Here is a 26,508-nt window from a genome sequence, read left to right as displayed (position 1 = left end):
AAGAATTGAGAGGATGTTACAGTATGAACCAAATGAATCAATTGCTTAATTCTAAGAAAATATTAGTAGGAGTAAGCGGCTCTATTGCAGTAGCTGGAATTTTTCAATATTTAGCTATATTGAAAGCGAATTTTAGTGAAGTAAAGGTTATCATGACAAAAAGTGCAATAAAACTTATCCCTGCAGAAACCGTGAAATTATATTGTAATGAGGTATTTATCGATGAGGAACTTACCCTAAGTGGTAAACCAGGTCATGTGGAATTGGCTAGATGGGCAGACTTACTAATGGTATTACCAGCTACAGGAAATACTATTTCAAAAGTAGCTCATGGTTTAGCTGATGATTTATTAAGTACAGTCATTCTTGCTCATGATAAACCAGTTCTCTTTTTTCCTAATATGAACAAATTAATGTGGGAGAAAAAAGTAGTTCAGAATAATGTTAAACTTTTAAAAGAATATGATCATATAGTGATTCCGCCTTTGAAAACAACAGCTTTTGAAATTGCGACTATGTCTTTGAAACCGAACTATGTTTTACCTAATAATCAAGAAGTATTGCATATACTCTTTAAGGAATTTGAGAAAAGAAAGTCAGTAACTGTACATGAAACGGTTGAAATGTACTAAAACTCACATTATTGTGAGTTTTTTTCTTTTCTTTATTCTTTTCTTTATTTTTTTTCTTTTCTTTATTTTTTTTTAATATTTGTCTTCTATATTAGTCCATAAGGAGGGATTTTATATGAATAATGAAATAGTTTTAGAAGCAAATTACTTAACAAAAACTGTAGGTGGCAAGACAATAGTAAATGATTTTTCAACTAAAATATATAAAGGAGATATTTGTGGTTTTCTGGGGCCGAATGGGGCAGGAAAAACAACTGTTATGCGTATGTTTACAGGATTAATTCGCCCGACAAAAGGAGTCATAAAAATAAGTGGTCAAGATGTAAATCAAAATAGACAACAGGCTTTGATGAATATGGGCGCAATTATCGAATCACCAATATTCTTCCCATATATGACGGGTAGAAAAATGCTACAAAATTTAGCGAGATTATACCCTGCTCTTTCTCGAAAGGAGCAATTGGAACAAGTAGAAGCAATACTATCTATTGTAAGGTTAACTGAAGATGCAGATGTGAAAATTAAAAATTATTCATTAGGAATGAGACAGCGACTCGGGATTGCACAAGCTCTTCTAGGTGATCCAGATGTTATTTTATTGGATGAGCCAGCCAATGGTCTGGATCCTATGGGCATGAGAGAGCTAAGGGAATTAATTCTTGAACTTCGTGAAAAGAAAAATTTAACCTTTTTTATTTCAAGCCATTTACTAGATGAAATTCAGCAAATGTGTGACCGCCTTGTCATAATTAGAAATGGAAAGCTTATCACCCAAGGAAGGAAAGAAGAGTTAATTACAGATCCAACAAAAAGGTTGGAAGATGTGTTTGTGGAGATGATGACATCATGAGGGGGCTTTTTATTTCTGAATTTGAAAGGCTTTGGACGCAAAAAATAACTTGGATAATCTTGTTTTTCTTACCTTTAATGGTAGTTGCGTCAGTTAAATATTATCTAAACTGGAATCAACATACTTCTCCTGGAAGACCAGATTACGTTACTGCTTTAAATTTTCCTATAATAAGTATTTCTGAGCATCTTGTGGTTTCGTTTAATATTATTGCTATAATACTGATTTCTACTGTTATAGCGCATGAAGTAGAAAATGGACAATTAAGAATGATTTTGATTCGTCCATTTTCTACCTCACAACTTTTTGTAGCTAAGCTTGCTACTATATTAACTACCATGTTCCTATATTTAACTTTGTTTTGGATTTTTAATTCCATAGCAGGCTATTTATTCTTTCCAAAAGTAGATACATTAATAACATTTATAGATGAAACCAAGGTTTCTATTGCAGGGGCGATACTATATAACTTAAAGTATTTCTTTGCATGTTTCATTACTATGATTTGTATTGTTTCTGTATTTACATTAATAGGGGCGTTAAGTAGAAGTACGATGATTACTCTTGGATCAGGGGTGGCCTTTATTTTCTTTGCTATTGCAATTCCACAGATTTTAGAATTCTCTAGCCAAACGATAATTAGCGCTAATACTGTACTACATCTTATGTACATGTCAATCGTTAAAATTCAGCATACAGGTATAGCATTTCTACTTTCATCAAGTAATAGTATAAACATTTACATTGTTATAGTGGAAGCGATTTATATTTTCCTATTTGGAGTGTTCGCATACTTATCATTTGTGAAAAGAGATTATTTTATTTGAAAACTAGGAGGGAGTTCAATTGAAAGCATTAGTTATAAGTGAATGGGAACGACTATGGAATCAGAAAAAAAGTAAATGGATGTTGGGGATTTTTACTGTTATTGTTTTTCTTCAAGCTTGGTTTTTGAAGTACTATGGGGTTGGGATTTATAATGATGGGCAACAAGTGCCACTAAATTCTTGGAATTTTTCATGGTTTTTATTAAAGGAATCTTCTTTCTTAATTACTTTGATTTTCATGCCTGTATGTTTCTTGAATAGCTTAAATGTAGAATACAACTCAGGAGCATATCGTCTATTTTTAATTAGGCCTTTTCAACGATTAACCTTTCTTATGTCAAAATGGTTTTCTCTTTCTGTAATGGTATTACTCTACTTATTTGTTGTTCTTTTTATTGGCATAGTACTTGGGTTGGTGTTTTTTAAAGCAGATGATGCTTTTACTTTCTACGGTCAACAAAAGACCTCTATAGAAGCAATATTCTATACGGTACAAGTATATGGATTGTTTTTTGTTATTCAAATGTGTGGTTTAGCTATTGCTAGTTTAATAAGTATCATAATTTCAAATGCAGTTATTAGCTTTTTCCTTCTGATTGGAATTTACATCGGCTGCTTGTACATAAGTCAGTTATCGTTCTTTTTATTATCCGTTCAAAGTATCTTCCATGCTCTCAGCACAGGAAGTAACACTTTATACGTCCTGATTCTAGGTATCATGATTATTAGTGTTAGCGTTTGTATAAGCATTTGGAATAAAAAAGAATTTACATGTTAATAAAAGGATAGAAGGGAGGTTTACCATGATTATGTTAGAAGCTAAAGGAATTGAGAAAGTTTATAAAACTAATTTCCAAGAATATCCAGTTTTAAACAATGTCAACTTAACTGTTCATGAAGGAGATTTTGTAGGGATTATGGGACCTTCAGGGAGTGGAAAGTCTACACTTTTAAATGTGCTTTCCTCTCTTGATTTTCCTTCAAATGGAGAAATTACAATTAAGGGACAGAATTTAACTAATATGAATAGTGATCAATTAAGCAATTATCGTCGTGAAAATATTGGTTTTATTTTCCAAAATTACAATTTGTTAGATCACTTAACAATTGAAGAAAATATTCTTCTACCCGCAGCTTTAAGAATGGGGAGCAAAAAGGGTGTTAGGGATAAACTCGAAACATTAGTGAATGAACTAAATATTGAACCGCTTTTGCCAAAGTATCCCTATGAGATCTCTGGGGGACAACAGCAAAGAGCTGCTATTATTCGTTCGTTAATTAACGATCCTTATCTGTTATTTGCTGATGAACCGACGGGAAATCTAGATTCAAAATCTGCTTATGATGTATTGAATATACTAAAAACATTGAATGAAACACATAAATCAACAATCTTAATGGTAACTCACGACTCTGTAGCTGCTAGTTTTTGCAACAGGGTCATATTTTTGAAAGATGGCAAGATTGTTCATGAGATGCAACGTTCCCATGAAGAAAAGCAATTCAGTTTCAATCAACGTATACTACTCTATATATCTAAAGAAGTGGGGGAGAATGATGTCAATATTTTCACTCGCACTTAAAAATATAACTCGCAATCTTTCACTGTATATAGTGTATCTTGTAAGTTGTATTCTATCAGTTACAATTTTTTATATGTACGCAGCATTTCTTGCATATCCAAAAGTTTCTGGAATAGAGCAACTGTTAATTGCGTGTGAATTCATCATCTTGCTATTTTCATGCTTTTTCATTTCATATTCTTATGACCATTTTCTTACTGAACGGAAAAAGGAAATTGGTATTTGGAAAACATTCGGAGCTTCAAAAAAACAATTATTTATTATCATAGTTTTAGAAAATTCGATAATTGGAGCAATTTCTATCTTAATTGGGATTATGATTGGTATAGTACTATCCAAAAGCTTTTTTGATTTCATCGGGAAATCGCTCTTCTTAAGCGAGTCATTTTCCTATTTCTTCTCTCCAATTGCTACCTTTTTTACAGTTATTTTGTTTGGAGTTCTGTTCTTTTTTGTTTCATTGCGTAGTTATTATAAAATCGGACGCATTTCTGTTTTGGAATTATTTCAAGAGACAAGAAAACCAAAGGATTTACCTAGGTTTTCAAAGAAGAAATTCATTATTTCCCTGTTAATTTTGGTTATTTCTTATGTTTTTATCCTTAATGCATCTTTACCCGTACTATTATTCTCTTTTCTACCTGTAGCTACTCTTTTATTATTAGGAACGTACCTTTTTTGTTCGCACGGATTAGTAGGGACTGTATCCTATTTAATCAATAAAGAAAAAAAGCATTTAAATGGCATTCGAATGCTAATATTTATAAGTCTAAGGAAAAAGCTTTATTATAATGCTAAAATTATCTTCCTTGTTTCAATACTCTTATCAATGATAATGATATTAATCAGCTCCATATATTTATATTCAGAGTTGAATGATCAAAGAATGCGAAATAGCCACCCACAGCCAGCTATATTTATTGTTGATAAAAAACAAGAGAATACACTAGAATCTGCTTTAGAGAAAAACTTCAAAGGAGAGGTTGAGGGATTTCATAAGAAAAAATGGGAAGGTATATTACTGAATTCATCAAAGGGAGAAGGTAAAACCTTTATACTACAAACAGATTCATTCTTTATAAAGGACTGGACAGAAACAAAAAAAGATAACCTGTTATTTAGTAAAAAAAATGAGAATATCGATAAGTTGCATATCCAAACAAATAACGGTAATACAAAATTGATAGTAAAAAATATGGTCGAAAAACAGGCGATTAACTCGGTATCTTGGATAGATAATGTAGCTTTTGTACCAGCAGATACTTTTAATGAATTAGAGAAGGGATCATTACCTACTCAACATGTTTCATTTTACACATTAGATTTCAAGGAAAATAATAAAGGTTATAGTGCACTAAAAAAATTATTTGAGACACTCCCTTTAGAGATAAAGGAACAGTCCAGTGTTCGTCTTCTACATTATGAAAATACAGTTCAATTAACTTCAGTTTTATGGATAATAGCATTATTTATCGGTTTTATCTTGTTAATTGCTTTATCCAGTCTTCTTTGGTTTAAGTTATATGAAGATATATCTAATGATAGAAAAATATTTCACTCTTTAAGAAAAATTGGTTTGAATTTCAATGAAATAAAAAAAACATTAAGGGTTCAAATTGCTATAATTTTCTTTGTACCAATTATTCTGGGGGGGATAAATCTGTTTATAGCAATCTATGCCTTGCAAAATATATTGGGAGGAATTAAAATTTACTCAATAATATTAATATTTTTTATTTTCTTAGTCTTCCAATTGATATTTTTCTTCATTTCAAACCACTATTACTATAAAAAAGTTGTTCATGAAAAGAATATTAATTAACAAGAAAATATATTTTACGAAATAATAAGATTTTTAATCTAAACTAGAAAGGAGTGTTTTTTTATGAATGGAACGATTCTTGTTGTAGATGATGAGTCAGAAATAGTAGATGTACTCTCTGATATATTCTCTGATCGTGATTATAAAGTTCTCAAGGCCTACAATGGAGAACAAGCGCTAGATCATTTAAAAACACAAGTTGATTTAGTCATTTTAGATATTATGATGCCTAAAATGGACGGTTTTGAATTTTGTAAGGTCGTTCGTGAACAAATAAAATGCCCGATTCTATTTTTGAGTGCTAAACATTCAGAAATAGATAAAGTAAAAGGCTTTACTTTAGGTGGAGATGACTATATTACAAAACCATTCCAAGTTAGGGAGCTAATTGCACGTGTTGAGGCCCACTTGAGGCGTGAGAAAAGAGAACGTGTAAACTTGCAAAATCAACGTTTCTTAGGAAACTTGACCATTAACTATTCACAGCATGATGTTTTCATTGATGGAGTAAAAATAGATGTAACGAGTAAAGAGTTTAAAATATTAGAGCTTTTAACGGTAAATCTAGGACAAATCTTTTCTAAGGAACAAATTTATGAAAAAATTTGGGGGCTGGATGCAGTTGGGGATCTCAATACAATAATAGTACATATTAATAACTTAAGAGCTAAGTTAAGTTTAGGTATGTCAACTTACCATATTAAAACCGTATGGGGAGTTGGCTATAAGTTGGAGAAATGTTAATGTTAAAAAAATTATCGTTGAAAAACCAATTTATTCTAACATTTGCAGCTGTAATATTTTTAAGTATTGTCAGTACGGTTTGTACGTTAATTTTAATATACTCGTTTCTTTTTATTTATAATGAAAAATCTGTTTTACCTGCCAACCATTATGAAAAACAAGTGCCTAGCATTGAAAAATTTGTAGAAATGAATGGGGATAAAATAGTAGATTTATCCTATCAAAAAAAACTAGAGAAAGTGATTCCAATGCAAGGAATTACTTATCAAGTTATGAATACGAATGGAAATAGATTATATGGTACATTAAGCGATGAATTATTGAAAAATGATAAAGAAGTGTATCATAAAATAAATACATCTACTCAAAATGGTAAACTAATTACAAAATACATTCCAATTATAAGTCATGGTAAACTAGTTGGTGTGCTTGCTGCACGATACATATTAGCTGCATCTATTGATTATTACATAGAATATGTATTTATTATTGCTTTTCTTGTTCCTTTTATATTTTTAACGCTTTATTCTTATTTATTAGCTAAGCGTTTAGGAAAACAGTTGAATAAACCTATCAAAGAGGTAGTAATGGCCTCACAAAAAATTAAAAACAAGGATTTAGACTTTGAAATAAAATATGAAAGTGAAAATGAAATAGGTATATTAATTGATTCTTTCAATAGTATGAAGGAAGAATTAAAAAATTCATTGTATGTTCAATGGAAATTAGAACAGGAACGTCGGGATATAGTTGCTTCCATTGCACATGATTTGCGAACACCGTTAACTATTATTTTGTCTCATGTAGAAGTATTAATGGAACCCATGCCGAATAATCAAAAACGGATTCATCACTACTTGCAAACAATTAAGAATAATACAGAAAGAGTATTGCATTTAACAGAAGAAATGAGGAGAGTCTCTGAAGTGGACAACCCTGATTTCACTCTTATGATTTGCAATATAGCTCCAGCTGAAATGATTCCAGAAATGCTTGAAGAGTTTAAGGAATTGGCAGAAAATGAAGATATACAATTAACCTATACTTTACTTATTAAATCAGAAGAAAAAAATCTTAAGTTTGCACTTGATCCGAATCGTTTGCATCAAATTCTTACGAATATTATTTCTAATAGCATTCGTTTTACTCCAAAAAAAGGAAGAATTGATGTGCAAGTGGAGATAGAAAAAGACGTTATGTCTTTTTCTATCTCGGATTCTGGGGTTGGATTTAATACAAAAGATATTCCGTTTTTATTTAGCAAATTCTACCAGGGTGACCTTTCAAGGTCAAATCAACTACATCATGGACTTGGTTTGTATATCGTGGAAAAATTGGTTAAAAAACACGGTGGAGAAATTCATGCTGAAAATAATGAGATTCAAGGGGCATGCATTTCATTCACGATACATTCTCTTTTTAGTAACGAAAAAAGGAACTATGAATTGTCATAGTTCCTTTTCATTATTTAATAGCATTATATACGTCCAGCTGTCCGTTCCCCCAAGAGGCTTTATCAGGTGCTATATCTTTCTTTATTCCGTTTTTGTAAAGGTGTGAAATTGATCTTTTCGGTTGATTTTTAAAATTATAGTGATTGATAATTAGAGCTAGTGTAGCGGATACTTTCGGAACTGCCATTGATGTACCAGCGGCAAATAAGTATCTTCCAGTATTAAAAGTTGTCAGTACTTCCTCTTGTCGGAAAAGACCAGTATTCCACCATACCTCTTCGCCATATTGTTGCCATAAACGATAATCTCCTCCTGGAGCAGATATGTCAATGACCCCTTCTCCGTAATTAGAGAATACAGAACGTTGTCCGGTTGGACCAGTTGATGACACTGTTACTACACCTGGTAATTCCCCAGGTGCTTCTATTCCTACACCAGTAAATATTTTCCCCTCTTTTTCATATTTTTGTTTAAGAAAGTTATTTAGCTCTTGTTTATTAGCCACGTTTACAGAATCATTTCCTGCAGAAGCTACTACTACACTACCATGCTGATTGGCATATTCTATAGCACGTTTGTAACCTTCTACTTCTGCCCATCCATTGTCTACAAGTTTTCCATTTTCATAGACTTTTCCATTTACATAATAGGAACCAAGACTAAGGTTGATAACATCTACATCATCCTTAGCTGCTTCGATGATGGCATTAATGACCCAGGCTGCATCAGCTGATTTATTTCCAAATACACGATATGCTCTGATTCCCGTATCAGGAGCAACGCCTTTTAATTCCCCATTTGCAGCAATAGATCCTGAAACGAGAGTTCCATGGCCATTGATATCATTTATATTATTAATATCACCTGTCTCTTCAGGTTCAGTACCTCTCAATCCTCCCTTTGGAACGAAGTTTTTAGATCCAGGAATAAGGTTTTTTACTAAGTCAGGATGATCCACATCGACTCCTGAATCAATAATTCCAACAACCACATTATGAGAGCCAGTTTCTTTTTTATAACTTTCTCCATTATGAGTAATTTCCTTCATGTCCCATTGCATATCCCATAAGGGAGGTAGGTTTGTATCTAATGTTTTTGTTGAAAGAGTTGATAAATTAGGCATTTTTATGGAATGAGGAACCTCTGGTTTTTCGACTTGCAAAGAAGGATTAACTGATTCAAATAAGGGAGATTGATTTTTAGAAATTTGTGTATCTCCTTTGAATTGAATGAGTCCTATCTCCGGGACAGTATAAGTAATTTCTCCATTCTCCTTTTTTATCTCAGTGATGCCTTGCTCAAATTTTGATGGGTCTTTTAATAAAACGGTGTAATATTGCTTAGGTTTTTCCTGAGCATGTCCTACATTAGAAAGTAAAAAACATGTTAACGCGGTTGAAATGACAGTGATTGCTTGTTTTTTCATAATTATCCCCTTACTTTTATAAATTGGAGTTGGAATTTGAAGATGAACCGCAGAACAAGGCCCTATTGCCCACTTTATAATTCCACTTAGATCCTATAAATAAGGTAACAAATCATTCAGAATTTCAAATCTGTATATACCGTACATATAAGTGGTATTTAGCGCAATATTACTTTCTTTGGAGTTACTTTAAAAACAGAAGCATAATTCTTTTGGTGGAGAAGCCATCAATTTTTTTGTTCTAATGAGTGAATGAAATTAAAAAAGTATCCTAAAGTAAATAGGGAGTATCTGTATTTAGGTCTTTATTCAGTAGAAAACTTATTGTTTTTGTATTTGAAGGTTATAAATATGTATAGCAATAGCAATAAAAATGAGATGTGAATTTAAATATTTAGGAGAGTGTATGATGGGATATTTAAGAGTTTTCACCTTAAGGGATGGTCGTGAAAAAGCAATAATAGTAGAGCCATGGCGTTTATTTAAAGAAGAAATGAATGTTTTAGGAATCAAAGATTCGGATGCGTTCTAAATTCATCTAATCGAGTATAAAAAAGAAAAGCAATTTACTAGACAGAATATGAGACAGAAATGAATCGTGTTATGTATAAATATCATAATCACGCACATGTTATATACGAATAAAATGGCGGTGTAATTATGAATATTCAAAGACACGAAAATAATAATAATGAAATTCATATTTCCGCTGTTGCAAGTGCAATCGAGCAGATGAAATGTGAATTTGCTCGTGAACTAGGGATTACACTTGGTCCAGAAACATCTGCTAAATCTAGCTATGTATCCTTTAGTGATTTTAAGCTCGCTTTTTTACCTCGTATAAACTCAATTAATTTAATTAAATCCTGTGTGTTACGAGTGATCCGAGTTAAGTTTGTAACATAAATAATGTCACATTTCTGTAAATCCTCTAACATTTTTTGAAGTTGCTCGCGATCCTTTGTTGCTCCAGAAACTTTTTCTTCAAAAATAATATCCATTCCAATTTCGTTCAGTTGCTGAAATTGCCTCGAAGGGTTCTGGCTAGTCGAACTGACATGTATATAACCGATTTTCCGCAAAACATCACCCCCTTTTTTGAGATTAAGTCTTATGAGACGCTCTTAACTAAGATTTTATAAGTCTACTATCCTTATTATTAAATCTCTATAAATTTAAATTAGCCTATCTTTATTAATTCATTATGTATCAGCATTTGGATTTTTTATAAAGAAAAGGCACTATCCTCAAAGTGCCTCTTCCTACTTAATCTACAATGGGATAGCAATACATCGCCATCCTTTCTGTATATGTCTACAAAAAGAATAACGTTCTTTATGAAGTATGGATATAAGTTTATCTTAGGTTGATAGTGATGTATGATGCCTCCATATACATAAATGCATTTTGTCGAAATTATTAAAAAGGGGAATTTTTCTATTTGAAGAACTAATAATTGATTGTCGATATGTATTAGAAATCTCAATCTAAACTAAAGGAGAACAAAATGGGACAAAACAATAAAGGCTTTTCTGAAACAGGATTGCGCAAAATGCGCAATGTACTGGCGCAGCATGTCGATTCTGGAAAGATTCCTGGGCTCGTCGCCTTAGTCAGCCGAAACGGCGAGACGCACGTCGAAGCGCTTGGAACAATGAGGCATGATGGTGGTGCACCAATGCGTCGGGACACGATCTTTCGATTGGCGTCCACTAGCAAGCCGATCGCAGTTTCACCAGTAATGGTTCTGCTCGACGAGTGCAAACTGCATTTAGACGACCCAGTAGACAAATGGCTGCCCGAACTCGCTGACCGGCAGGTGTTGAAACAACCCGATGGTCCATTGGAAGAGACCGTCCCAGCACGGCGTCCTATCACTGTACGAGACCTGTTGACCTCCACATTCGGGCTCGGAGTGGATCTCACGTTGATGGGTTCTCCGATCATGAACGCGTTCTTCGAGAGTGGGATATTCGACACGCCAGGGCAGGATATGCCCGATCCAGATGAGTTTATGTGTCGCCTAGGTGCACTTCCGCTAAGCTACCAGCCCGGAGAGCGGTGGCAGTATCATATCAGTATTGAAGTGCTCGGCATTCTTGTTGCCAGGATCACGGGTCAGACATTCGAGTCGTTCTTGCGCGAACGCATATTCAATCCACTGGGAATGAAGGACACTGGTTTCTATGTGCCTGAGCTCAAGATTGATCGGCTTCCACCTGCCTTCAATCCCGATCCGCAGACAGGTGAGTTCATCGTGTGGGATGAGGGTGCAGGCGGACGTTACAGCAAACCTCCAGCATTTCAAGCAGGCGGTGGTGGGCTGCTCGCAACCATCGACGATTATCATGCGTATTTGCAGATGCTGTTGAACAAAGGGATGCACGGAACCAAACGGATTCTGTCTAGGCCCGCAGTCCAGTTGATGACCACCAACCGTCTTACTCTTGAACAACAAGTATACCGAGACGATTTGGCCAAAAACAACGTCCATTTGTCGTTTGGACAAGGGATACAAGGTGGCTGGGGCTTTGGGATGGCGGTGCGTACCTATCTTGGAGATTACGCGTCTATCGGTCAATTCGGCTGGGATGGCGGAACTGGCACTACAGCTTACGCTGATCCAGACAAACAGTTTATTGGAATTCTGTTCACCCAGGTTGGGATGTCCACTCCGGCCTCATCGCATCTTATCCAAGACTTCTGGACCACAGTCTACCAAGCAATCGAAGACTGAAACCGAACTTAGGTATTGTTTAAAGGAGAACTCCAAGACAATTATACGCATGATGGCCACCATCAACACCATGGTTAAAAGGTATGGCAGGACGGGAAGTGTTGGAAATGCTATGAGAACAGTTTGGCATTATTAATAAGAGCCAAATAAAAAATCCTCTTGGATGTAAGAGGATTTTTTATTTGGGAATAGTAAGGGTGAGGGGAGGTGCATTACATATGGGAAAAGGTAGAAGTAATAATGCTGGTAAAAAGCAACCGAATTTCGATGATTCATCTAATTTCGCTAAACAAAGCCAACCGACAGAAAAGAAGAAGAAATAAGAAAAGGATCTCTCTTTATCAAGAGAGATCCTTTTTTAAATATATTGACGTTTCAGCACAACATATCGATTGCTCAACCAAATAGTCATAAATGCAAGGCCTAAACTCCTGCGAATGGAAGCCAATTTAATATTATTTTCCTGCTTTTTCTAATGGGTGGAATGATTGCTCAAATTGTAGCCTTGAGGAACCTTCAGAGATTTCTAAGTATAACTTTGATTGCATCAAGTATTTTTGGCTCTGAAGACAACAAACGGAATTTGCCTCCGATCGATGAGAAGATACTCACTTACCATGCTAATGGGGCCAAACTAAATTCGTCGGATGAAGAATCTGTTGCAAATTACTTGGTTACAGGATCAGTGTTACTCTGTGGTTCAAAGCATAAGTTCGATGAGAAGAGGGCTTATAAGCAGGTAGAAAAAGAAATAAAACGAGCAAATAACCTACTCAGTATGTTTAATCACTCACTTCTTAAAGGCGATGATTCTTATGAGGGGAAGTTAAAAGAAATTAATATACCTACTTTGGTTATCCACGGTACAGAAGATACAGTGCTCCCATACGAGCATGGTTTTGGTCTTGCTCTTGTTAATGAAATTCTCCATGCTGTATTACTAACCCTAGAAGGATCGGGGCACGAGATTCATTGCGACGATTGGATTCATACAATCAGCGCTATTTCGAACCATACTTCACTCCTATAATTATTATAGGAATTGCATAAAACAAAAACATTTGGAAAAAGGGCTACAATCGAATTTGTAACCTTTTTTCTATTGAAAATCAGTTTTGGAGCTGTTACCCAATTATAGAATATTAATACTCAGTAATTGATAATTCTGTCTTGTAAGGACCGGTACCGCTCGTTATTTGACTATTACTTTCCCATCCATTCCTTTCAAGTAGTGGAACCGACATATTAGTTCATATGTACCGGGAGTTTCAGGTTTTACGGTAATTGTTATTTCTTTTCCTGACGGGACTTCGGCATCAATTCCGAGTTTTTTCACCGTGAAGGTATGTTCTCTATTTCCTTTGTTTTTCAATAGCAACGTTGTCGTTTTCCCAACCGGAACAGTGATGGTACTCGGATTAAAGTAATCATCATTCAATTCAACCTCAATAGGCTGTCTCACAGCGTCGGATTCGGCAAATACACGGAGCGAACCTAAAGTAGTCATACCTACAATCATCGCAAGTGAAATGATTAATCCAGTTAATAGCTTTTTCACAGACATTCGTAATCCCTCCTTTCCTAAGCACTAGTGTTTTCAAATTACTAAAATATTATCAATATAAATGGGGGTTAGGAGTGGTTCAAATAGTAATTCTTTCGGCAAATCCTACTAACTAAGTGCTAACTGGAGTAGGAGTTGGGTAAATAAAAAAAGCCTCCACTACTGTGGAAGCTTCTCCAAATGATGTGCAATATCAATATACATATCGGAATAAACCGAATGAATTTCATTACTAGGCGCAGCGTTAGAAGAGAAGTGGACGATTACCATATTTGCTTTCGGATCGATGTAAAGAGTTTGTCCATAACTGCCTAACACTTCGAAAGCACCTTGTTCATTGTGCGGAATCCACCATTGATTATGATAAGAAATGGAAGCACCACGACCAATTGCGAGCTCACCTTCTTGTACATTTTTCACACTTTCTGTAATAGAAGAAGGGACGATTTGTTTTCCGTTATATTGACCATTATTTAATAGTAATTGTCCGAACCTCGCCATATCTCTAGCAGTTGCATTTAAGCCAGCGCTTGCTTGTTCTACTTTTGTTTCATCTGTAACGTAATACGCGTTTTCTTCCATACCAATTTGAGACCAAATTCGTTCGCTTACATTTTCAGCTAACGATTTCCCTGTAATGGTTCGGATAATCCAAGCGAGTGTTTCTGTTGATCCGTTATTGTAAGAAAAAGCGGAACCGGGTGGTGCAGTTTCTTCTGCTTCTAGTAACATATCATAAATTTTCATAGGGCCCTCGTAGTTTTTTCCTCGGGGTAAAATATTACTAGCTAAATATAGTTGTGCATCTTGATTTTCTAGTCCTAGCTGCATATATCCGTGAGTAGGGTATTCAGCGGAAACTTGCATGTCCAGTAATTGCTGAAGTGTTGCCTTACCAAACGGTGTGTTTTTTAATTCTTTTATGTAAGTGTCAGCTGTTTTCTCTACATCAATAAAATTTTCTTCAGCGAGAGATTGTATGATGGCACCAGTGAACACCTTTGCTAATGATGCCATGCCATGAGGATCACTCTCGTTATATTCATTGAAGTATCGTTCATAAACAAGTTGACCATTCTGTACAACGACAAAAGCATCTGTTTTGTTTTCATCTAAAAGTATTTTTAGAGGAGTCGTATTTCCAAATCCACGTTGGACTGCAAAATCGTCTAAGTTTTGTAACGCGGTAGGGAAGTGAGCAACTTGGTCAGGATTGTTTTTTACTTCATTAATTAAAGTGAATTCTTTCATATGTGTATACGACCAACGTAAGTATGGATCATCTAACCAGTTTTCTTTTGTGACATTATCTTTAGTGGGGGTCGTTTTATTATTTTTTAAAAAAGTAAACCCAAGCCCTGTAACTACGAATAGTAATACTAGTAACAGTAATAGCAGGGGAGATTTCTTTACATTCATGCATGTACCTCCTTTAGTTTCTATTATAAGTATACGCTCGTCTTAAAAGAAATACAAAATAAGGAAAGTAAACGGGTAAGTTTACTTTCCTTATGAACGTTAAGCAGATAGTTGTCCATCTGTACTTTGCTTTTTGAATTTTTGTTTTCGTCCGTGTAATCCATAATATAGAAGTAAAGTGAACGCAACGATAATAGCTGCGATAAAATACATATTATGATAACTTGATTTGGCAGCGACTATACCTAAAATGAAAGAACCGAAGCCAATACCACTATCAAAGAACGAGTAGTAAGTAGCTGTCGCAGAACCACGTCGATGGTTTGGAGCGGCAGAAATTGCAATCGTTTGGAAACTTGGAATTAATGTTCCGTATCCTAAACCAATTAACATACCTGCGCCAAGGAACCAAAATGAAGTTTGCGCTTGGCTTAAAATGAACATTCCAATTGTGAAAATAATGATAGCTGGATAAATAAGTACATTTTCACCGAAACGATCAAAGATTTTTCCTGTGAATGGACGAGAAATTACAACAACAAGTGCGTATAAAATAAAGAAATAACTAGCAACTTCGCTTAAACCGAGTTCTTTTGCATAAATAGGAATAAAGGATAAAATACCACTATAAGAAAAGGCTAAAACAAATCCTGTTAGAGCAATCGGAATAGAAGATGGTTCAATTAAGTCTTTCCATTTCATTTTTTCTCGTGTTTGTTTACTTACTGGTTTTTCATGAGGAATATTCACTATTAATCCTAATAAAAATGCGAGTAATGAAAATACTGAACAAACGATAAATAATACAGTAAATGAAAAATGAGAAATAATTGTTAAACCTAAAAAAGGACCAATTACCATCGGTAGACTCATAAATACACCGTAATAAGCAAGTGCTTCACCGCGTCTATGAGCTGGTGCTACATCAGTTACAATTGTTCCAGTAGCTGTTGTTGCCATTCCGAATCCAATACCATGTAAGAAGCGAAGGGCAAGTAATAAAAATAAACTTTGCGTACCGAAATACATAACAGTAGCGGCTAAAAATAGTGAAAGTGAAATAAATAATATTTTCTTTCTTCCTAAATCATCGAGCCATTTTCCTGTGAATGGTCTACATAAAACAGATGAAATAAGAAAAACAGTTGCAACTAAACCAATTTCCTCAGGTTTTCCTTTTAGGCCGTCTATAACGTAGACGGGCAGAGTAGTCATAAGCATGTAAAATGTTAAAAAGAGAAACAGACTACTAAAACAAGTTCCGAGGAAATCCTTCGTCCAAAGTTTTTCACTTTGCATCGTCATCCCTCCAATTTAATCATCTAAATTTTTTATAATTTTTTGTAGTACTTCAAATGCTTGATGTAAATCTTCTTCGTTAATATTTTCTAGCGTCTTTTCTTCGAAAGCATCAACTTCTTCTTGCCATACTGGAATCATTTCTAGTGCTGTTTCCGATAATGAAATGAGCTTCTCACGGCGGTCTTTTCCTTCTGTACGAATAATCCAACCCATCGTTTCCATACGTGTTAATGTACGAGTCATCGTTGGTGATTCAACATTTAAATACTGACATAATTCTGTTTGCGTACAAGAACCGGTTTGATTAATGCGGAAAATAACGGCCCATTGCGCACTAAATAATCCTGTTGGAGATACACGTTCATTAAATTTCTTCGTAAACTTACGAGAAGTTTGACTGACAATGTGGAAAAAATGTTGTTTTTCGTCCATGTATTTTGATCCTTTCAAATTAGTTACCTAGCTAACTATATACCTTTTTATTTTAATTGTCTAGTAATAGACATGTTGTTTTATGGGGGAATTTCGTATAGATTTTGTATTGAGAACGTACATTCTACATGGTATTCTTTAAATAAGTAAAGAATTTTCTTTCTATTAAAAGAATGGGGGAACTTGTGATGATTAAGCCTGCAACAATGGAGTTTGTTTCACTATCGAACGGAGAAACGATTGCGTATCAAGAAGTTGGAAGGCAAAATGAAGAAATGCTCGTACTCATTCATGGGAATATGACATCGTCACAACACTTTGATTTAGTTATTGAGAAATTACAAAAGCAATATCATATTTACGCAATTGATTTAAGAGGATTTGGACAATCGACGTATAATAAGGCGATAGATTCTTTACAAGACTTTGCAGAAGATGTGAAACTTTTTATAGATAAATTAAATTTGAAGAAATTTTCATTAATGGGATGGTCAATGGGCGGCGGTGTTGCGATGGAGTTTACAGCGAGCCACCCAACTTTTGTAGAAAAACTAATATTAGTAGAATCGGTAGGGATGAAAGGATACCCGATATTTAAAAAAGATATTAACGGGCAACCAATCGTATCGAGTTTATTAAAAACGAAAGAAGAAATTGCGCAAGACCCAGTGCAAATTGCACCAGTACTAGATGCAATAAAAAATATGAATAAAGTATACTACCGTACAGTGTGGAATCTATTAATATATACACATAATCAACCTGAACCGGATCGTTATGAAAAGTATTTAGATGATATGTTAACACAGCGCAATTTCGTTGATGTGAATTATTCATTAGTTACATTTAATATTTCAGATGAACATAATGGTGTTGTGCGAGGAAATGGACACATTCACCGTATCCAAGCTCCAACTCTCGTTATACAAGGTGACCGCGATTATGTCGTACCACAAGTAGTTGGTGAGGAATTAGCGAAACATTTGCCAAATGCGGAGTTGAAGGTGTTAGAAGATTGCGGGCATTCACCGTTTATTGATTGTTTAGATGTATTTATACAGCATGTAGAGGATTGGTTAGACAATAAATAATTCCCGAAATATAAACCGTGCATATACTATAGCATTTGTATGTATAAGGGGAGAGAGTCAATGCATAAACCGTTTTTAATATATCATTCTCCATATAATAATCATCAATATATAAAAATTATTATTAATCCGATGTATATGCAAGTTGCATCAGCTGTAGTTCCTTTACAAGTGCAGCAGCCATCAATAGCTCATTCACATCAATACTTATATGGTCCTTCATTTTATGAAAATCCATATTTTAAACATTTTCATTACCATGTGAAAGCACAAGTTTGGGAAGGATAAGAAGCTAAAAAGTAACTTCTTTTAGCTTCTTTTTTTTATGTCAATATTCGTACACGCATTTGAAAAAACAGTTTATAATGAAAAGTGGAAAGCGTGAAAAGGAGAGGGAAGGGAAAAGGATGTCGATGCGTTTTACTTTTTGGATTATGGTTGGGATTGTTGCAATCTCAGGTTTGTCACAAGGGATGCTCTTACCTGCCATTGCAATGATTTTTGAACAAGAAGGGGTTAGTTCAAGTATTAACGGTATTCATGCGACGGCATTATACATTGGGATATTATTTATTTCACCGTTTCTTGAAAAACCGATGCAAAAGTTTGGAATGAAGCCAATTATCGTAATTGGTGGGTTTCTAGTTATTATTTCATTATTCTTTTTTACACAAACATTTTCATTTTGGGTATGGTTTATTCTTAGGTTCCTAGTTGGTGTTGGAGATCATATGCTTCATGTTGGAACGCAAACATGGATTACGACAACATCGGACCCGAGTAAAATAGGTAGACAAGTGTCGATATACGGTGTATTCTTCGGAATTGGTTTCGCCGTTGGTCCGTATTTAGCAAGCACTGTTCAGTATGGTCTTGCAACACCATTTATCATATCTACTATACTCTGCTTAATAGGATGGCTTTTATTACTACCAACGAAAAATGCATTCCCGGCACAAGATGAAAAAGAAATGAAGAGTGAATCATCATTTTCTCGTTATAAACAAGTTGTTGGATTAGGTTGGATTGCATTACTAGGACCACTTGCATACGGCGTACTTGAAGCAATGTTAAATAGCAACTTACCAGTATACGCGCTTCGTAAAGGATGGTCTGTTTCAGATGTATCCTTCTTATTACCAGCGTTTGCAGTTGGGGGTATTATTACACAAATTCCACTCGGTATATTAAGTGATAAATACGGGAGAGACCGTATTTTAACGTGGACGTTCAGTGTAAGTACAGGCATTTTCCTGCTTGCAGCAGTATTTGATCAATATTATTGGATCGTCTTTGCCTGTATGCTTCTAGCTGGTATGGTAATTGGATCGTGCTTCTCATTAGGTCTTGGATTTATGACTGACTTATTACCGAGACACTTACTACCAGCAGGAAATATATTATCTGGAATCGCCTTTAGTTTAGGAAGTATTATGGGTCCTGTATTAGGAGGCGTATTTATAGAAAAAATACAGTATACAAGCTTTTTTATTGCAGTTATGATTATAATGGGTATTCTCGCAATGTTTTATATTATTTACATGAAAAATCAATTCGCATCAAGAAAAATAGAAAGTAGGTTAGGGCATGACAAAACAACCTAATAAGAAAAAATTTGAAGTACTAGAAAATGAAACAATTACAGATTGCTTAGCACGCATGGAACAAGAAGGATACGCACCATCTCGTCGCATGGAAGAGCCAATCTTTCATGAAGTGAAGAAAGACGGGAAAACAGAAGTTGAACCATGTGGTAGAAAGATTGTTTTTGAGGGGAAATTGAAGTAATACAAATAATAAATCCTCTTTATCGTATACAACCATCCAATTCGTTTGAGTTGGATGGTTTCTTTATATTGGGCGGAGAAAAGATTGCTACTTTTTTTGTATATTGGTAAAATAAGTTCTTGGGTCTTACTTGTTTTTATCGGTATAATATTTGTCGCTTAACGTAAAGAAATTAGTTACAAAGATTCCATAATATTCAAAGGGGGTACAGCAACGACCCCCTCTTTTTGGAGCCACTCACGAACGTAAAGCAAGAGAAGAGGCTATATGAACTATTCTCCTATCTTGTTTAGATTAAATCAGTTACTGCAATTGGAACAGGTATATGAAACTCAATATCTGGAGGATTGATTAGAATCTAGTCGACATCCTGATGGATCATGTTTTTCTAGCAATCTATCAATTCTGATGGAATTGATAGATTGCTAGAAAATGGAAAATGATTATCCGTATATTCCGAAGCTGATGTAACAAAGTGTCCTTCCATAATTAAGGGTAAAACCAAAATACGTTGTTTTAAAGAATGATTTGTTAGAACTGGTTATAAGTAATAAAACAGAAAAGAGGATCACATGTTAGATACTTTACAAAGAAGTAAAAAGTTTTTTTTATTATGTCTTATTTTTTTAGTGCTTTTAACCGCTTGTGGTAATACAGATGTTAAGACATCTAAAGCTTCATTACCACCGGCTCAATCCAATATAGATACATCATTAAAAGCACCAAATTGGGTAGATAAAAGTCCTATCCAACAGTCTCCTAATTTTACGGAAGATAAAAAAGTAAAATCGGTTGTGAATTTATTAGCAACGGGTGATAATTTATACCATGACGCAGTAATTAAAGATGGCAAACAAAAAGACGGTTCATATGATTATAACTATATTTATGAAAATATCAAAAAAGCTGTTAAATCAAGTGATCTTGCTATAGTGAACCAGGAGACCCCGATTGCAGGAAATAATTTAAAAGTACAGGGATATCCTACTTTCAATACACCTGAAGAAGTGGGTCAATCTTTAGTGGATACTGGATTCAATATAGTGACTCAAGCGACAAATCACGCTATGGATATGGGTATTAAAGGTGTTGCGAATACAAGAGAATACTGGAAGAAATATCCAAATGTTATCCCGGTAGGCATTAATGAGAGTCAAAACGAGCGCAATGAAATAAAAACGATTACAAAAAATGGGATTCGTTTTGCATTACTTAATTATACATATGGTACGAATGGAATTAAAATTCCATCTGATAAGTCTTGGGCATTAAATTTAATTGATAAAAAAGCGATACAAAATGATGTGGAAAAGGCAAAGAGTAGTTCTGATATGGTGATTGTTATGGTGCATTGGGGAGTAGAATATACCTCTACACCTTCAAAACAACAAAAAGAAGTTGCTCAATATTTAACAGATTTAGGTGTAGATGTAGTAATTGGAAATCATCCACATGTAATTCAACCAATTGAGTGGAAACAAAATAAAGATGGACATCAAACGCTAATCTATTATTCTCTTGGAAATCTTATTTCTGCTCAAGAAAAATTAGAAACATTGGTTGGAGGATTATCTTATATACAATTTGTTAAGTATGAAGATAAAACTTTTGGTATACGACAAGCGGCACTCGTACCGACAGTAACCGACTATGCTGATGGTAAGAAACAGTTTAAAATTCAATTTTTAAAAGATTATTCGGATGAAAATTCTAAAAATCATGGGATTAAAAAATTTGTCGGACCCGTTTCTTTAGAGGATTTCAAGGATATTCCTAGAGATGTGTTGGGAAATTGGTATAAAGACTAATAAACAAAAAAGGAATGAGATACAATTAAAAAATTTATAATTTTAGCATTGGTATTGACATTGGGATGGAGCCTTGCTGCTTGTAGTGGAAAGCAAACATCTCAGGAAACTACTAATAATAACGATAAAAATAAAAATGAGATAAATGCGAATAAAAAAGATGTTTTACCTATCTCTGATCTTAATGATTGGAGAATTATCCTTGTAAATAGAGAGCATATGTTACCAAAGGAACTAGGGATTGAATTAACAAGTATCACCCAAAATGCTAAGCCAAATATGAAAATCGATAGCAGAATTGCAACTTCCTATCAGGATATGGTAACAGCTGCAAAAAAAGAGGGAATTAATCTTTATTTAAGATCAGGTTATCGAGCTATAAAATTACAACAAACTTATTATGATGCTTCAGTTAAAAGCTATAAATCTCAAGGTTTGTCGGATAAAGAGGCTAGTGCTAAGGCATTGGAATATCTTCAGTATCCTGGCGCAAGTGAACATCATACTGGATTAGCATTAGACATTATTTCAGTTGAATGGCAGAATACTGTAGAAGATTTAAATGCAAAATTTGAAACTACCGATGCATTCAAATGGTTAGATAAGAATGCTGCAGAGTATGGGTTTATTCTCCGCTATCCAAAAGATAAAGAGAATATTACTGGCATTAAGTATGAGCCATGGCACTATCGTTACGTAGGAAAAGAAGTTGCTGTTTATCTAAAAGAAAAAGGGTTAACTTTAGAAGAGTATTGCGAAAAAATTAAGTCCGACAAATAAAAATACACTTTGATTCTATTAAAAAGCCAGCGGAAAAGGTGGATCTGGAGGATGTGTTAATCTTCCTCCTAGTATTGCGAAAACTGTGTATGATAATGTAAGCACGTATGAACCTATGTATCAAGGAATTAAATTTATAAAAGAAGCAGTGAAAAAGGATCTGATATTCATATCAGATCCTTTTTCATTCGTAACATAGAATAATTGCCTACTGAATCTGCTTAACTAGGCTTTAGAGACGGCCTGTTTTCCTGGTGCTACAATATTAACCTCGCTATCATTTTTGTTTTGGATGTTGGATTTTCTTAGCTTGATAGACATGTAGAGGTAGCCCAAACACTGCGATTGGTAGTGTTTTTTATTTGTTAGAATCTTGTGAATTTTGTCAGGGTGAAATAGTTGGTGTAAGGAAAATATTTTAGGAGTTGAGTAGGGTGAAGAGATATTTTGTTAATAATAGATTGGTTGAATGAAATAGTAGATATTCTTGAGATTGACCAATTTTACTCTTGATCGCGTTCTTTGGGGCGTTTTTATAACTTTGTATTATGTAAAATAGATAGGAACAAAATAAAATCCCTCAAGAATAAGGGTGTTCTTGAAGGATTTTTTTATGCTGTATATATTTTATATTGCTTGTAATGTATTAATGATGTTCAATTTTAGATATTTCAGCGCGTTGAATATAACCATCAGAGAAGCTGAAATAAAGAGAATAGCTTCCTCGATTATATATAAAGCCTTCACTAGTCATATCCTCTCCGATTCCATCTGGTTCACCAAACCACTCTTTTAATTCGTTGATAGAGATATCCATTTTCACCCATATATATCTAGCGTCCGAAGGGTACATATCAATATTATAATCTCCGTATACCGCTGTTGTAGGTGCATCACATTCTGTACATGGTGCTTGCTTCCAAACATCAGGCGCTCCAAATTCTTTTTTTACCTCAGATATATCTTTACCTAGTGCATCTAATTTAAATGGACCAAACGTCCCATTCTGTAAAGCTGTTGTTAACATTTGTTTCAGTTCTTCTTTGGAATTGATGTTGAAATTATAAGATCTGTTCTTTGCTATTGCATTATAGAAAAATTGTGCATATTGTTCACGCTTCACAAGCATGTTGCCATTAAAATTAGCTGCCTCGTCACCTTGTGCTATACGGTTACTACGCAGTGCATTGGCAGATTCGTAGGCCCAATGACCTTTTGGTACATCTTTAAAGTTCCCTTGTCCTTTTGATTCTAAATGAAATGCTTTTTGTAACACTACTGCCATCTCATACCGAGTTAATACATCATCTGGACGAAATGTACCTGTTCCATCACCTGTCATAATTCCAGCTTGCGCAATGGCTTTAATATCCTTTTCAAACATATGATTTGTAATGTCACTAAACATATTCGCCTGTTTATCGTCTGCTATTAAACCTAAATGTCGATTGACTAAAGAAGCTACCTGTCCTCTAGTAACATTGTCCCCAAAACCAAATTTCCCATTTCCATATCCCTTATAAATCCCTGCTGACGCTAAGTAATCGATAGCAACTTTTGACCAGTGGTCCTTTGGTACATCTGTAAATACATTGTCATTATTGCTAACTACCTTATAGCTATTTTCATTAAAGTTTGTTTTCGTAGTTGTTTCTGCATTTACTGTGCCTACCATCGTTGTAGTTGCTAGTGCTGCAGTTATTACTAATCCGAAAATTTTTTTAACTTTACTTGTTTTAAAGACCATTTTGGAACCCCCCTGTTATATTAGATATTTACATCGTGATTATAACATGTAAACGATAAGTATTTACCATAAATTTCTATGGAATAAATATCTATTTTACTAATCTGCATGAAACTTAATCATAATATCTATAAATATTCATCTCTATTTAAAAATGGTATATAGAGTGAACTGTAAAGTAACTCAAAAATATACAATAAAAGTTGATTTTGAAGTTATTTTTGCTTAATTTACTTTTATAAATCCATTCAACAAAAACATCTAGATACCTTTTCGCTATTTGTGGACAGTAAAATGCTTCTTTTTTCAATCTACGATAGAAGACAGAACGTATATTTGGTATAATCAAAATATACTATATGAAACGATGTACATGAGTTTGAGATTTATGTAATAAGGTAAGTAATACATAACAATAACTACTCTTTATAGGATTCAGTTCATGTTATACAAATCAATCGTTAGAAAGGAAAAGAAGTAATGAATCAAATTTCATTTGAAGATTTATTTGAAGAAGAAAACGAAAAAGAAAAGGTGGAGGTAGCTGAAAAACCAGTACCTTTATCGCCGTTGCAACAAGATATATTAGGATTATTTAATTCTGAAGAAATAAGTGCACTGGAGCTGTGCGAACAATTAATACGAGCTGGTAAAATACCCGATGAAAGATTCACTACGGATAAGCCGAAAGCATATGGACAAGTATGCTTACTATTAGAAGGTTTTGTTAAAGAAGGAAAGCTTATTTTTGTCAAAAGTGATGAGAAAAGAGATAGGGTTTATAAATTGAATGAAGAAGTTTTTAACGGATAAGGTGTACAGGGGGGATGAATAATTTCCTAGGGGAGTTCATTCGTTTTTCTCATCAAAAAAGGTGTCAATCTTGCTTAGATTGACACCTTTTTTGATCATCTAACATATTTACGTTTGAAACCAAGTCTTCCTCTATCAAGTTCTTTCTGAATACTCTCTGTAGCATTTAGCAAACTGCTCTTTTTATTTTCACGTTTTATTTCAACTATACCAACTTCTTTTGCAATTTCGACTGCTTTTTCGTGTAGTGGCACATATGAAATTGCTACAGTGTTTAGGAAATTATTCATAGCGGATTTTGTTCGTTCTGGCGAATCATGAATCGTATTTTTCACCATTTCAAGCATAGCGGAAATTTTGCTTTCGGAAAATTCATTGTCTTTACGATTGCCTAAAAGCCAGCAGTAGCAACGCCAGCCTGCAGACATTGTAAGATCGTCCCCACTTGCAATCCATGTATCAGCAACGTCTTGTGCAATATTTGACTCCGATAAAGTTACTGCTACAACATAATCAGATAGCATATAAAAAATACGCCCCATCCATCCAACGATTAAAATCCGATTCACTCATAGCTTTTGGATCGGCAATAATGCCTGCAAAGTACATAGCATCGTAGTTACCTGTGGAATAAAGTTCCTCAGCTAACTCTTGATTTAATTTTATTTTCATAGCGCCCGTAGCAACGCCGAAAATTGGCTCATGTGCACCGTTAGATATGTATATTTTTTTCGTTCGTTCCTTACCGAGGGCTTCAAGCTCTTGCATAACTGTTTTAAAATCCAAAGCTGTGCACTTTCTTCCTTAATATAAAGACCATTTTAATTGCGAGTTAACCTATATCTTTTATCATGTCTTCCATACTTTCCAATTTTAAATCTTATGTGAGTAGGATGTCTACTTTCTGTAATTTCTTGATAATTCAGTTAGTTCTTTATTGTTGTGAAGATACAACATTAAGATAAAAGGGAGAAGAAACAATACGGATGTATGGCTCTCCACATAGTGAGGGGATGTAAATAATGCTTTCTCTTTGACGCTTTTGCTTTAGTATCATGTTATCCTTTAATAAGGTAATAAATGGAGTTTTACATTAAATATGTGAGGTTGATTCTAAATGATAAAGAAGTTTACTAGGGTAGTACTAACTATGGTGATGCCAATTAGTCTTATCATGGGTTGTGGGAATGCTGAAAAAACTAAAACACAAGAGACAAAAGCGGTACAATCTGAGAAAAAGAACTATATGGATTATTCATATGGTAGCAAAGGTATATTAGTAAGCGGCAAAGCGAAAGAACGTCAACAATATGAGGTTGGGTTTATAGATGATAACAAGTTAATTGGAATTGATGAAAATATTGAGGATTGTATTATTTTAGATAATAAAGAGGAAGCAGGTTACATTTGGAAACAGATAGAGCAGGGGTCTATTATTGAAGTGCAATTTGGTAAGGACCGCAACGATATCGTAGGCGTACAACTAGTAGGAGATCGTGATACATACGAAATTAGTGATAAGTTTGATCGAAATACAATAAATGAGATTGTCGAAAACGTTAAAGGGAATTTGTAGTAGATGTATTTCGATAGTATAGGATCTTTTATCATGAAATTGTGAATCAACAGCATTTTTCATATAAAAATGCCGTTGATTTGTGTTAAAAAGTAAATACTATTTTATAGTCT

At 34.3% G+C, this 26,508-nt stretch carries 25 protein-coding genes and 3 pseudogenes; 20 read left to right on the top strand and 8 right to left on the bottom strand.

All coding sequences use genetic code 11. The features are described 5' to 3' along the window. Nucleotides 1–23 precede the first annotated feature (23 nt). From BAU23_RS25370 to BAU23_RS25335, 8 genes are all read left to right on the top strand, one after another. Nucleotides 24–632, top strand: a complete 609-nt coding sequence (locus tag BAU23_RS25370; RefSeq protein ID WP_001072911.1) for a flavoprotein — start codon at nucleotides 24–26, stop codon at nucleotides 630–632. Between the two features lie 115 nt (nucleotides 633–747). Beyond that, nucleotides 748–1,482, top strand: a complete 735-nt coding sequence (locus tag BAU23_RS25365) for an ABC transporter ATP-binding protein (RefSeq protein WP_071735398.1) — start codon at nucleotides 748–750, stop codon at nucleotides 1,480–1,482. Beyond that, nucleotides 1,479–2,309: an ABC transporter permease gene (locus tag BAU23_RS25360; RefSeq protein ID WP_001214556.1), complete on the top strand. Its 831-nt coding sequence runs from the start codon at nucleotides 1,479–1,481 to the stop codon at nucleotides 2,307–2,309. Before BAU23_RS25365 ends, BAU23_RS25360 begins: the two co-directional genes overlap by 4 nt. 19 nt (nucleotides 2,310–2,328) lie before the next feature. Beyond that, nucleotides 2,329–3,087: an ABC transporter permease gene (locus BAU23_RS25355; RefSeq protein WP_000646187.1), complete on the top strand. Its 759-nt coding sequence runs from the start codon at nucleotides 2,329–2,331 to the stop codon at nucleotides 3,085–3,087. Nucleotides 3,088–3,112: 25 nt separating this feature from the next. Then, nucleotides 3,113–3,892 carry an ABC transporter ATP-binding protein gene (locus BAU23_RS25350; RefSeq protein ID WP_002128192.1) on the top strand — a complete coding sequence of 260 codons (780 nt, stop codon included), beginning with the start codon at nucleotides 3,113–3,115 and terminating at the stop codon, nucleotides 3,890–3,892. Next, a complete protein-coding gene (locus BAU23_RS25345; RefSeq protein ID WP_016129902.1) occupies nucleotides 3,867–5,714 on the top strand; it encodes an FtsX-like permease family protein in 1,848 nt (615 codons plus the stop codon). Before BAU23_RS25350 ends, BAU23_RS25345 begins: the two co-directional genes overlap by 26 nt. Before the next feature lie 63 nt (nucleotides 5,715–5,777). Beyond that, nucleotides 5,778–6,458: a response regulator transcription factor gene (locus BAU23_RS25340; protein WP_071735396.1), complete on the top strand. Its 681-nt coding sequence runs from the start codon at nucleotides 5,778–5,780 to the stop codon at nucleotides 6,456–6,458. Then, nucleotides 6,458–7,912 carry a sensor histidine kinase gene (locus BAU23_RS25335; RefSeq protein WP_000914412.1) on the top strand — a complete coding sequence of 485 codons (1,455 nt, stop codon included), beginning with the start codon at nucleotides 6,458–6,460 and terminating at the stop codon, nucleotides 7,910–7,912. The genes BAU23_RS25340 and BAU23_RS25335 overlap by 1 nt, the downstream gene beginning before the upstream one ends. Nucleotides 7,913–7,922: 10 nt before the next feature. On the opposite strand, the gene BAU23_RS25330 is transcribed toward BAU23_RS25335, so the two are convergent. Continuing rightward, nucleotides 7,923–9,338 (bottom strand): S8 family peptidase, encoded by a 1,416-nt coding sequence (locus BAU23_RS25330; RefSeq protein WP_000743643.1) that lies wholly within the window; start codon nucleotides 9,336–9,338, stop codon nucleotides 7,923–7,925. 409 nt (nucleotides 9,339–9,747) lie between these two features. On the opposite strand from BAU23_RS25330, the gene BAU23_RS30855 reads away from it, so the two are divergent. Together BAU23_RS30855 and BAU23_RS30755 are read left to right on the top strand one after the other, a co-directional pair. Further along, nucleotides 9,748–9,870 carry a hypothetical protein gene (locus BAU23_RS30855; RefSeq protein WP_000541014.1) on the top strand — a complete coding sequence of 41 codons (123 nt, stop codon included), beginning with the start codon at nucleotides 9,748–9,750 and terminating at the stop codon, nucleotides 9,868–9,870. 128 nt (nucleotides 9,871–9,998) lie between these two features. Continuing rightward, nucleotides 9,999–10,244 carry a small, acid-soluble spore protein, alpha/beta type gene (locus BAU23_RS30755; RefSeq protein ID WP_016129901.1) on the top strand — a complete coding sequence of 82 codons (246 nt, stop codon included), beginning with the start codon at nucleotides 9,999–10,001 and terminating at the stop codon, nucleotides 10,242–10,244. On the opposite strand, the pseudogene BAU23_RS25320 reads toward BAU23_RS30755, so the two are convergent. Continuing rightward, nucleotides 10,139–10,420: pseudogene (locus BAU23_RS25320) on the bottom strand (recombinase family protein); the annotation flags it as partial. The gene BAU23_RS30755 and the pseudogene BAU23_RS25320 overlap by 106 nt on opposite strands. A 425-nt stretch (nucleotides 10,421–10,845) precedes the next feature. Here BAU23_RS25320 and BAU23_RS25315 point away from each other — a divergent pair. After that, on the top strand, nucleotides 10,846–12,075 hold the full coding sequence (locus BAU23_RS25315; RefSeq protein WP_000531369.1) for a serine hydrolase domain-containing protein: 1,230 nt from the start codon (nucleotides 10,846–10,848) through the stop codon (nucleotides 12,073–12,075). Nucleotides 12,076–12,550: 475 nt separating this feature from the next. Then, a pseudogene (locus BAU23_RS25310) lies at nucleotides 12,551–13,105 on the top strand (alpha/beta fold hydrolase); the annotation flags it as partial. A gap of 162 nt (nucleotides 13,106–13,267) precedes the next feature. Here the strand turns inward: BAU23_RS25310 and BAU23_RS25305 are convergent. The 4 genes from BAU23_RS25305 to BAU23_RS25290 form a co-directional block, all read right to left on the bottom strand. Beyond that, the gene (locus BAU23_RS25305) at nucleotides 13,268–13,639 is read right to left on the bottom strand and encodes a cupredoxin domain-containing protein (RefSeq protein ID WP_000111942.1); all 372 of its coding nucleotides are present in this window, start codon (nucleotides 13,637–13,639) and stop codon (nucleotides 13,268–13,270) included. A gap of 159 nt (nucleotides 13,640–13,798) precedes the next feature. Next, the gene (locus BAU23_RS25300) at nucleotides 13,799–15,058 is read right to left on the bottom strand and encodes a serine hydrolase domain-containing protein (RefSeq protein WP_001101273.1); all 1,260 of its coding nucleotides are present in this window, start codon (nucleotides 15,056–15,058) and stop codon (nucleotides 13,799–13,801) included. Between the two features lie 99 nt (nucleotides 15,059–15,157). Next, nucleotides 15,158–16,357, bottom strand: a complete 1,200-nt coding sequence (locus BAU23_RS25295) for an MFS transporter (RefSeq protein ID WP_071735393.1) — start codon at nucleotides 16,355–16,357, stop codon at nucleotides 15,158–15,160. 15 nt (nucleotides 16,358–16,372) lie between these two features. After that, nucleotides 16,373–16,792, bottom strand: coding sequence for a MarR family winged helix-turn-helix transcriptional regulator (locus BAU23_RS25290; protein WP_000343682.1), 420 nt, complete (start codon nucleotides 16,790–16,792; stop codon nucleotides 16,373–16,375). Nucleotides 16,793–16,980: 188 nt separating this feature from the next. Between BAU23_RS25290 and phaZ the strand changes: the two genes are divergently transcribed. The 6 genes from phaZ to BAU23_RS25260 all read left to right on the top strand — a co-directional run bounded on the left by phaZ (nucleotide 16,981) and on the right by BAU23_RS25260 (nucleotide 22,259). Further along, complete coding sequence (phaZ, locus tag BAU23_RS25285; RefSeq protein ID WP_000594865.1) at nucleotides 16,981–17,883, top strand: intracellular short-chain-length polyhydroxyalkanoate depolymerase; 903 nt, start codon at nucleotides 16,981–16,983, stop codon at nucleotides 17,881–17,883. Between the two features lie 60 nt (nucleotides 17,884–17,943). Next, nucleotides 17,944–18,171 (top strand): hypothetical protein, encoded by a 228-nt coding sequence (locus tag BAU23_RS25280; RefSeq protein WP_000549478.1) that lies wholly within the window; start codon nucleotides 17,944–17,946, stop codon nucleotides 18,169–18,171. Between the two features lie 119 nt (nucleotides 18,172–18,290). After that, nucleotides 18,291–19,487, top strand: a complete 1,197-nt coding sequence (locus BAU23_RS25275) for an MFS transporter (protein WP_000062777.1) — start codon at nucleotides 18,291–18,293, stop codon at nucleotides 19,485–19,487. Then, the gene (locus tag BAU23_RS25270) at nucleotides 19,471–19,671 is read left to right on the top strand and encodes an NETI motif-containing protein (protein ID WP_000166302.1); all 201 of its coding nucleotides are present in this window, start codon (nucleotides 19,471–19,473) and stop codon (nucleotides 19,669–19,671) included. Before BAU23_RS25275 ends, BAU23_RS25270 begins: the two co-directional genes overlap by 17 nt. 572 nt (nucleotides 19,672–20,243) lie before the next feature. Then, complete coding sequence (locus BAU23_RS25265; protein WP_071735391.1) at nucleotides 20,244–21,479, top strand: CapA family protein; 1,236 nt, start codon at nucleotides 20,244–20,246, stop codon at nucleotides 21,477–21,479. A gap of 48 nt (nucleotides 21,480–21,527) precedes the next feature. Beyond that, a complete protein-coding gene (locus tag BAU23_RS25260) occupies nucleotides 21,528–22,259 on the top strand; it encodes a M15 family metallopeptidase (protein WP_033656609.1) in 732 nt (243 codons plus the stop codon). A 646-nt stretch (nucleotides 22,260–22,905) separates the two neighbouring features. Here the strand turns inward: BAU23_RS25260 and BAU23_RS25255 are convergent. Then, complete coding sequence (locus BAU23_RS25255) at nucleotides 22,906–24,006, bottom strand: S-layer homology domain-containing protein (protein ID WP_071735389.1); 1,101 nt, start codon at nucleotides 24,004–24,006, stop codon at nucleotides 22,906–22,908. Nucleotides 24,007–24,486: 480 nt separating this feature from the next. Here BAU23_RS25255 and BAU23_RS25250 point away from each other — a divergent pair, with 480 nt between their 5' ends. Next, entirely contained in the window at nucleotides 24,487–24,819 is a 333-nt protein-coding gene (locus BAU23_RS25250; protein WP_071735387.1) for a DUF3895 domain-containing protein, read from the top strand. A 95-nt stretch (nucleotides 24,820–24,914) separates the two neighbouring features. On the opposite strand, the pseudogene BAU23_RS25245 reads toward BAU23_RS25250, so the two are convergent. Beyond that, a pseudogene (locus tag BAU23_RS25245) lies at nucleotides 24,915–25,605 on the bottom strand (DNA alkylation repair protein). 331 nt (nucleotides 25,606–25,936) lie between these two features. Here BAU23_RS25245 and BAU23_RS25240 point away from each other — a divergent pair. Beyond that, entirely contained in the window at nucleotides 25,937–26,395 is a 459-nt protein-coding gene (locus BAU23_RS25240) for a hypothetical protein (protein WP_016129895.1), read from the top strand. The last annotated feature ends 113 nt before the right edge of the window (nucleotides 26,396–26,508 follow it).

It is taken from the genome of Bacillus nitratireducens, assembly GCF_001884135.1.
Classification (GTDB): Bacteria; Bacillota; Bacilli; order Bacillales; family Bacillaceae_G; genus Bacillus_A; species Bacillus_A nitratireducens.
This window is presented reverse-complemented; position numbering and strand designations above follow the sequence as displayed.

Coding starts and splice junctions, on each gene's coding strand:
- BAU23_RS25370 (WP_001072911.1), top strand. CDS start 24: ATGAACCAAATGAATCAATTGCTTAATTCTAAGAAAATATTAGTAGGA.
- BAU23_RS25365 (WP_071735398.1), top strand. CDS start 748: ATGAATAATGAAATAGTTTTAGAAGCAAATTACTTAACAAAAACTGTA.
- BAU23_RS25360 (WP_001214556.1), top strand. CDS start 1,479: ATGAGGGGGCTTTTTATTTCTGAATTTGAAAGGCTTTGGACGCAAAAA.
- BAU23_RS25350 (WP_002128192.1), top strand. CDS start 3,113: ATGATTATGTTAGAAGCTAAAGGAATTGAGAAAGTTTATAAAACTAAT.
- BAU23_RS25345 (WP_016129902.1), top strand. CDS start 3,867: ATGTCAATATTTTCACTCGCACTTAAAAATATAACTCGCAATCTTTCA.
- BAU23_RS25340 (WP_071735396.1), top strand. CDS start 5,778: ATGAATGGAACGATTCTTGTTGTAGATGATGAGTCAGAAATAGTAGAT.
- BAU23_RS25335 (WP_000914412.1), top strand. CDS start 6,458: ATGTTAAAAAAATTATCGTTGAAAAACCAATTTATTCTAACATTTGCA.
- BAU23_RS25330 (WP_000743643.1), bottom strand. CDS start 9,338: ATGAAAAAACAAGCAATCACTGTCATTTCAACCGCGTTAACATGTTTT.
- BAU23_RS30855 (WP_000541014.1), top strand. CDS start 9,748: ATGGGATATTTAAGAGTTTTCACCTTAAGGGATGGTCGTGAAAAAGCA.
- BAU23_RS30755 (WP_016129901.1), top strand. CDS start 9,999: ATGAATATTCAAAGACACGAAAATAATAATAATGAAATTCATATTTCC.
- BAU23_RS25315 (WP_000531369.1), top strand. CDS start 10,846: ATGGGACAAAACAATAAAGGCTTTTCTGAAACAGGATTGCGCAAAATG.
- BAU23_RS25305 (WP_000111942.1), bottom strand. CDS start 13,639: ATGTCTGTGAAAAAGCTATTAACTGGATTAATCATTTCACTTGCGATG.
- BAU23_RS25300 (WP_001101273.1), bottom strand. CDS start 15,058: ATGAATGTAAAGAAATCTCCCCTGCTATTACTGTTACTAGTATTACTA.
- BAU23_RS25295 (WP_071735393.1), bottom strand. CDS start 16,357: ATGCAAAGTGAAAAACTTTGGACGAAGGATTTCCTCGGAACTTGTTTT.
- BAU23_RS25290 (WP_000343682.1), bottom strand. CDS start 16,792: ATGGACGAAAAACAACATTTTTTCCACATTGTCAGTCAAACTTCTCGT.
- phaZ (WP_000594865.1), top strand. CDS start 16,981: ATGATTAAGCCTGCAACAATGGAGTTTGTTTCACTATCGAACGGAGAA.
- BAU23_RS25280 (WP_000549478.1), top strand. CDS start 17,944: ATGCATAAACCGTTTTTAATATATCATTCTCCATATAATAATCATCAA.
- BAU23_RS25275 (WP_000062777.1), top strand. CDS start 18,291: ATGTCGATGCGTTTTACTTTTTGGATTATGGTTGGGATTGTTGCAATC.
- BAU23_RS25270 (WP_000166302.1), top strand. CDS start 19,471: ATGACAAAACAACCTAATAAGAAAAAATTTGAAGTACTAGAAAATGAA.
- BAU23_RS25265 (WP_071735391.1), top strand. CDS start 20,244: ATGTTAGATACTTTACAAAGAAGTAAAAAGTTTTTTTTATTATGTCTT.
- BAU23_RS25255 (WP_071735389.1), bottom strand. CDS start 24,006: ATGGTCTTTAAAACAAGTAAAGTTAAAAAAATTTTCGGATTAGTAATA.
- BAU23_RS25250 (WP_071735387.1), top strand. CDS start 24,487: ATGAATCAAATTTCATTTGAAGATTTATTTGAAGAAGAAAACGAAAAA.
- BAU23_RS25240 (WP_016129895.1), top strand. CDS start 25,937: ATGATAAAGAAGTTTACTAGGGTAGTACTAACTATGGTGATGCCAATT.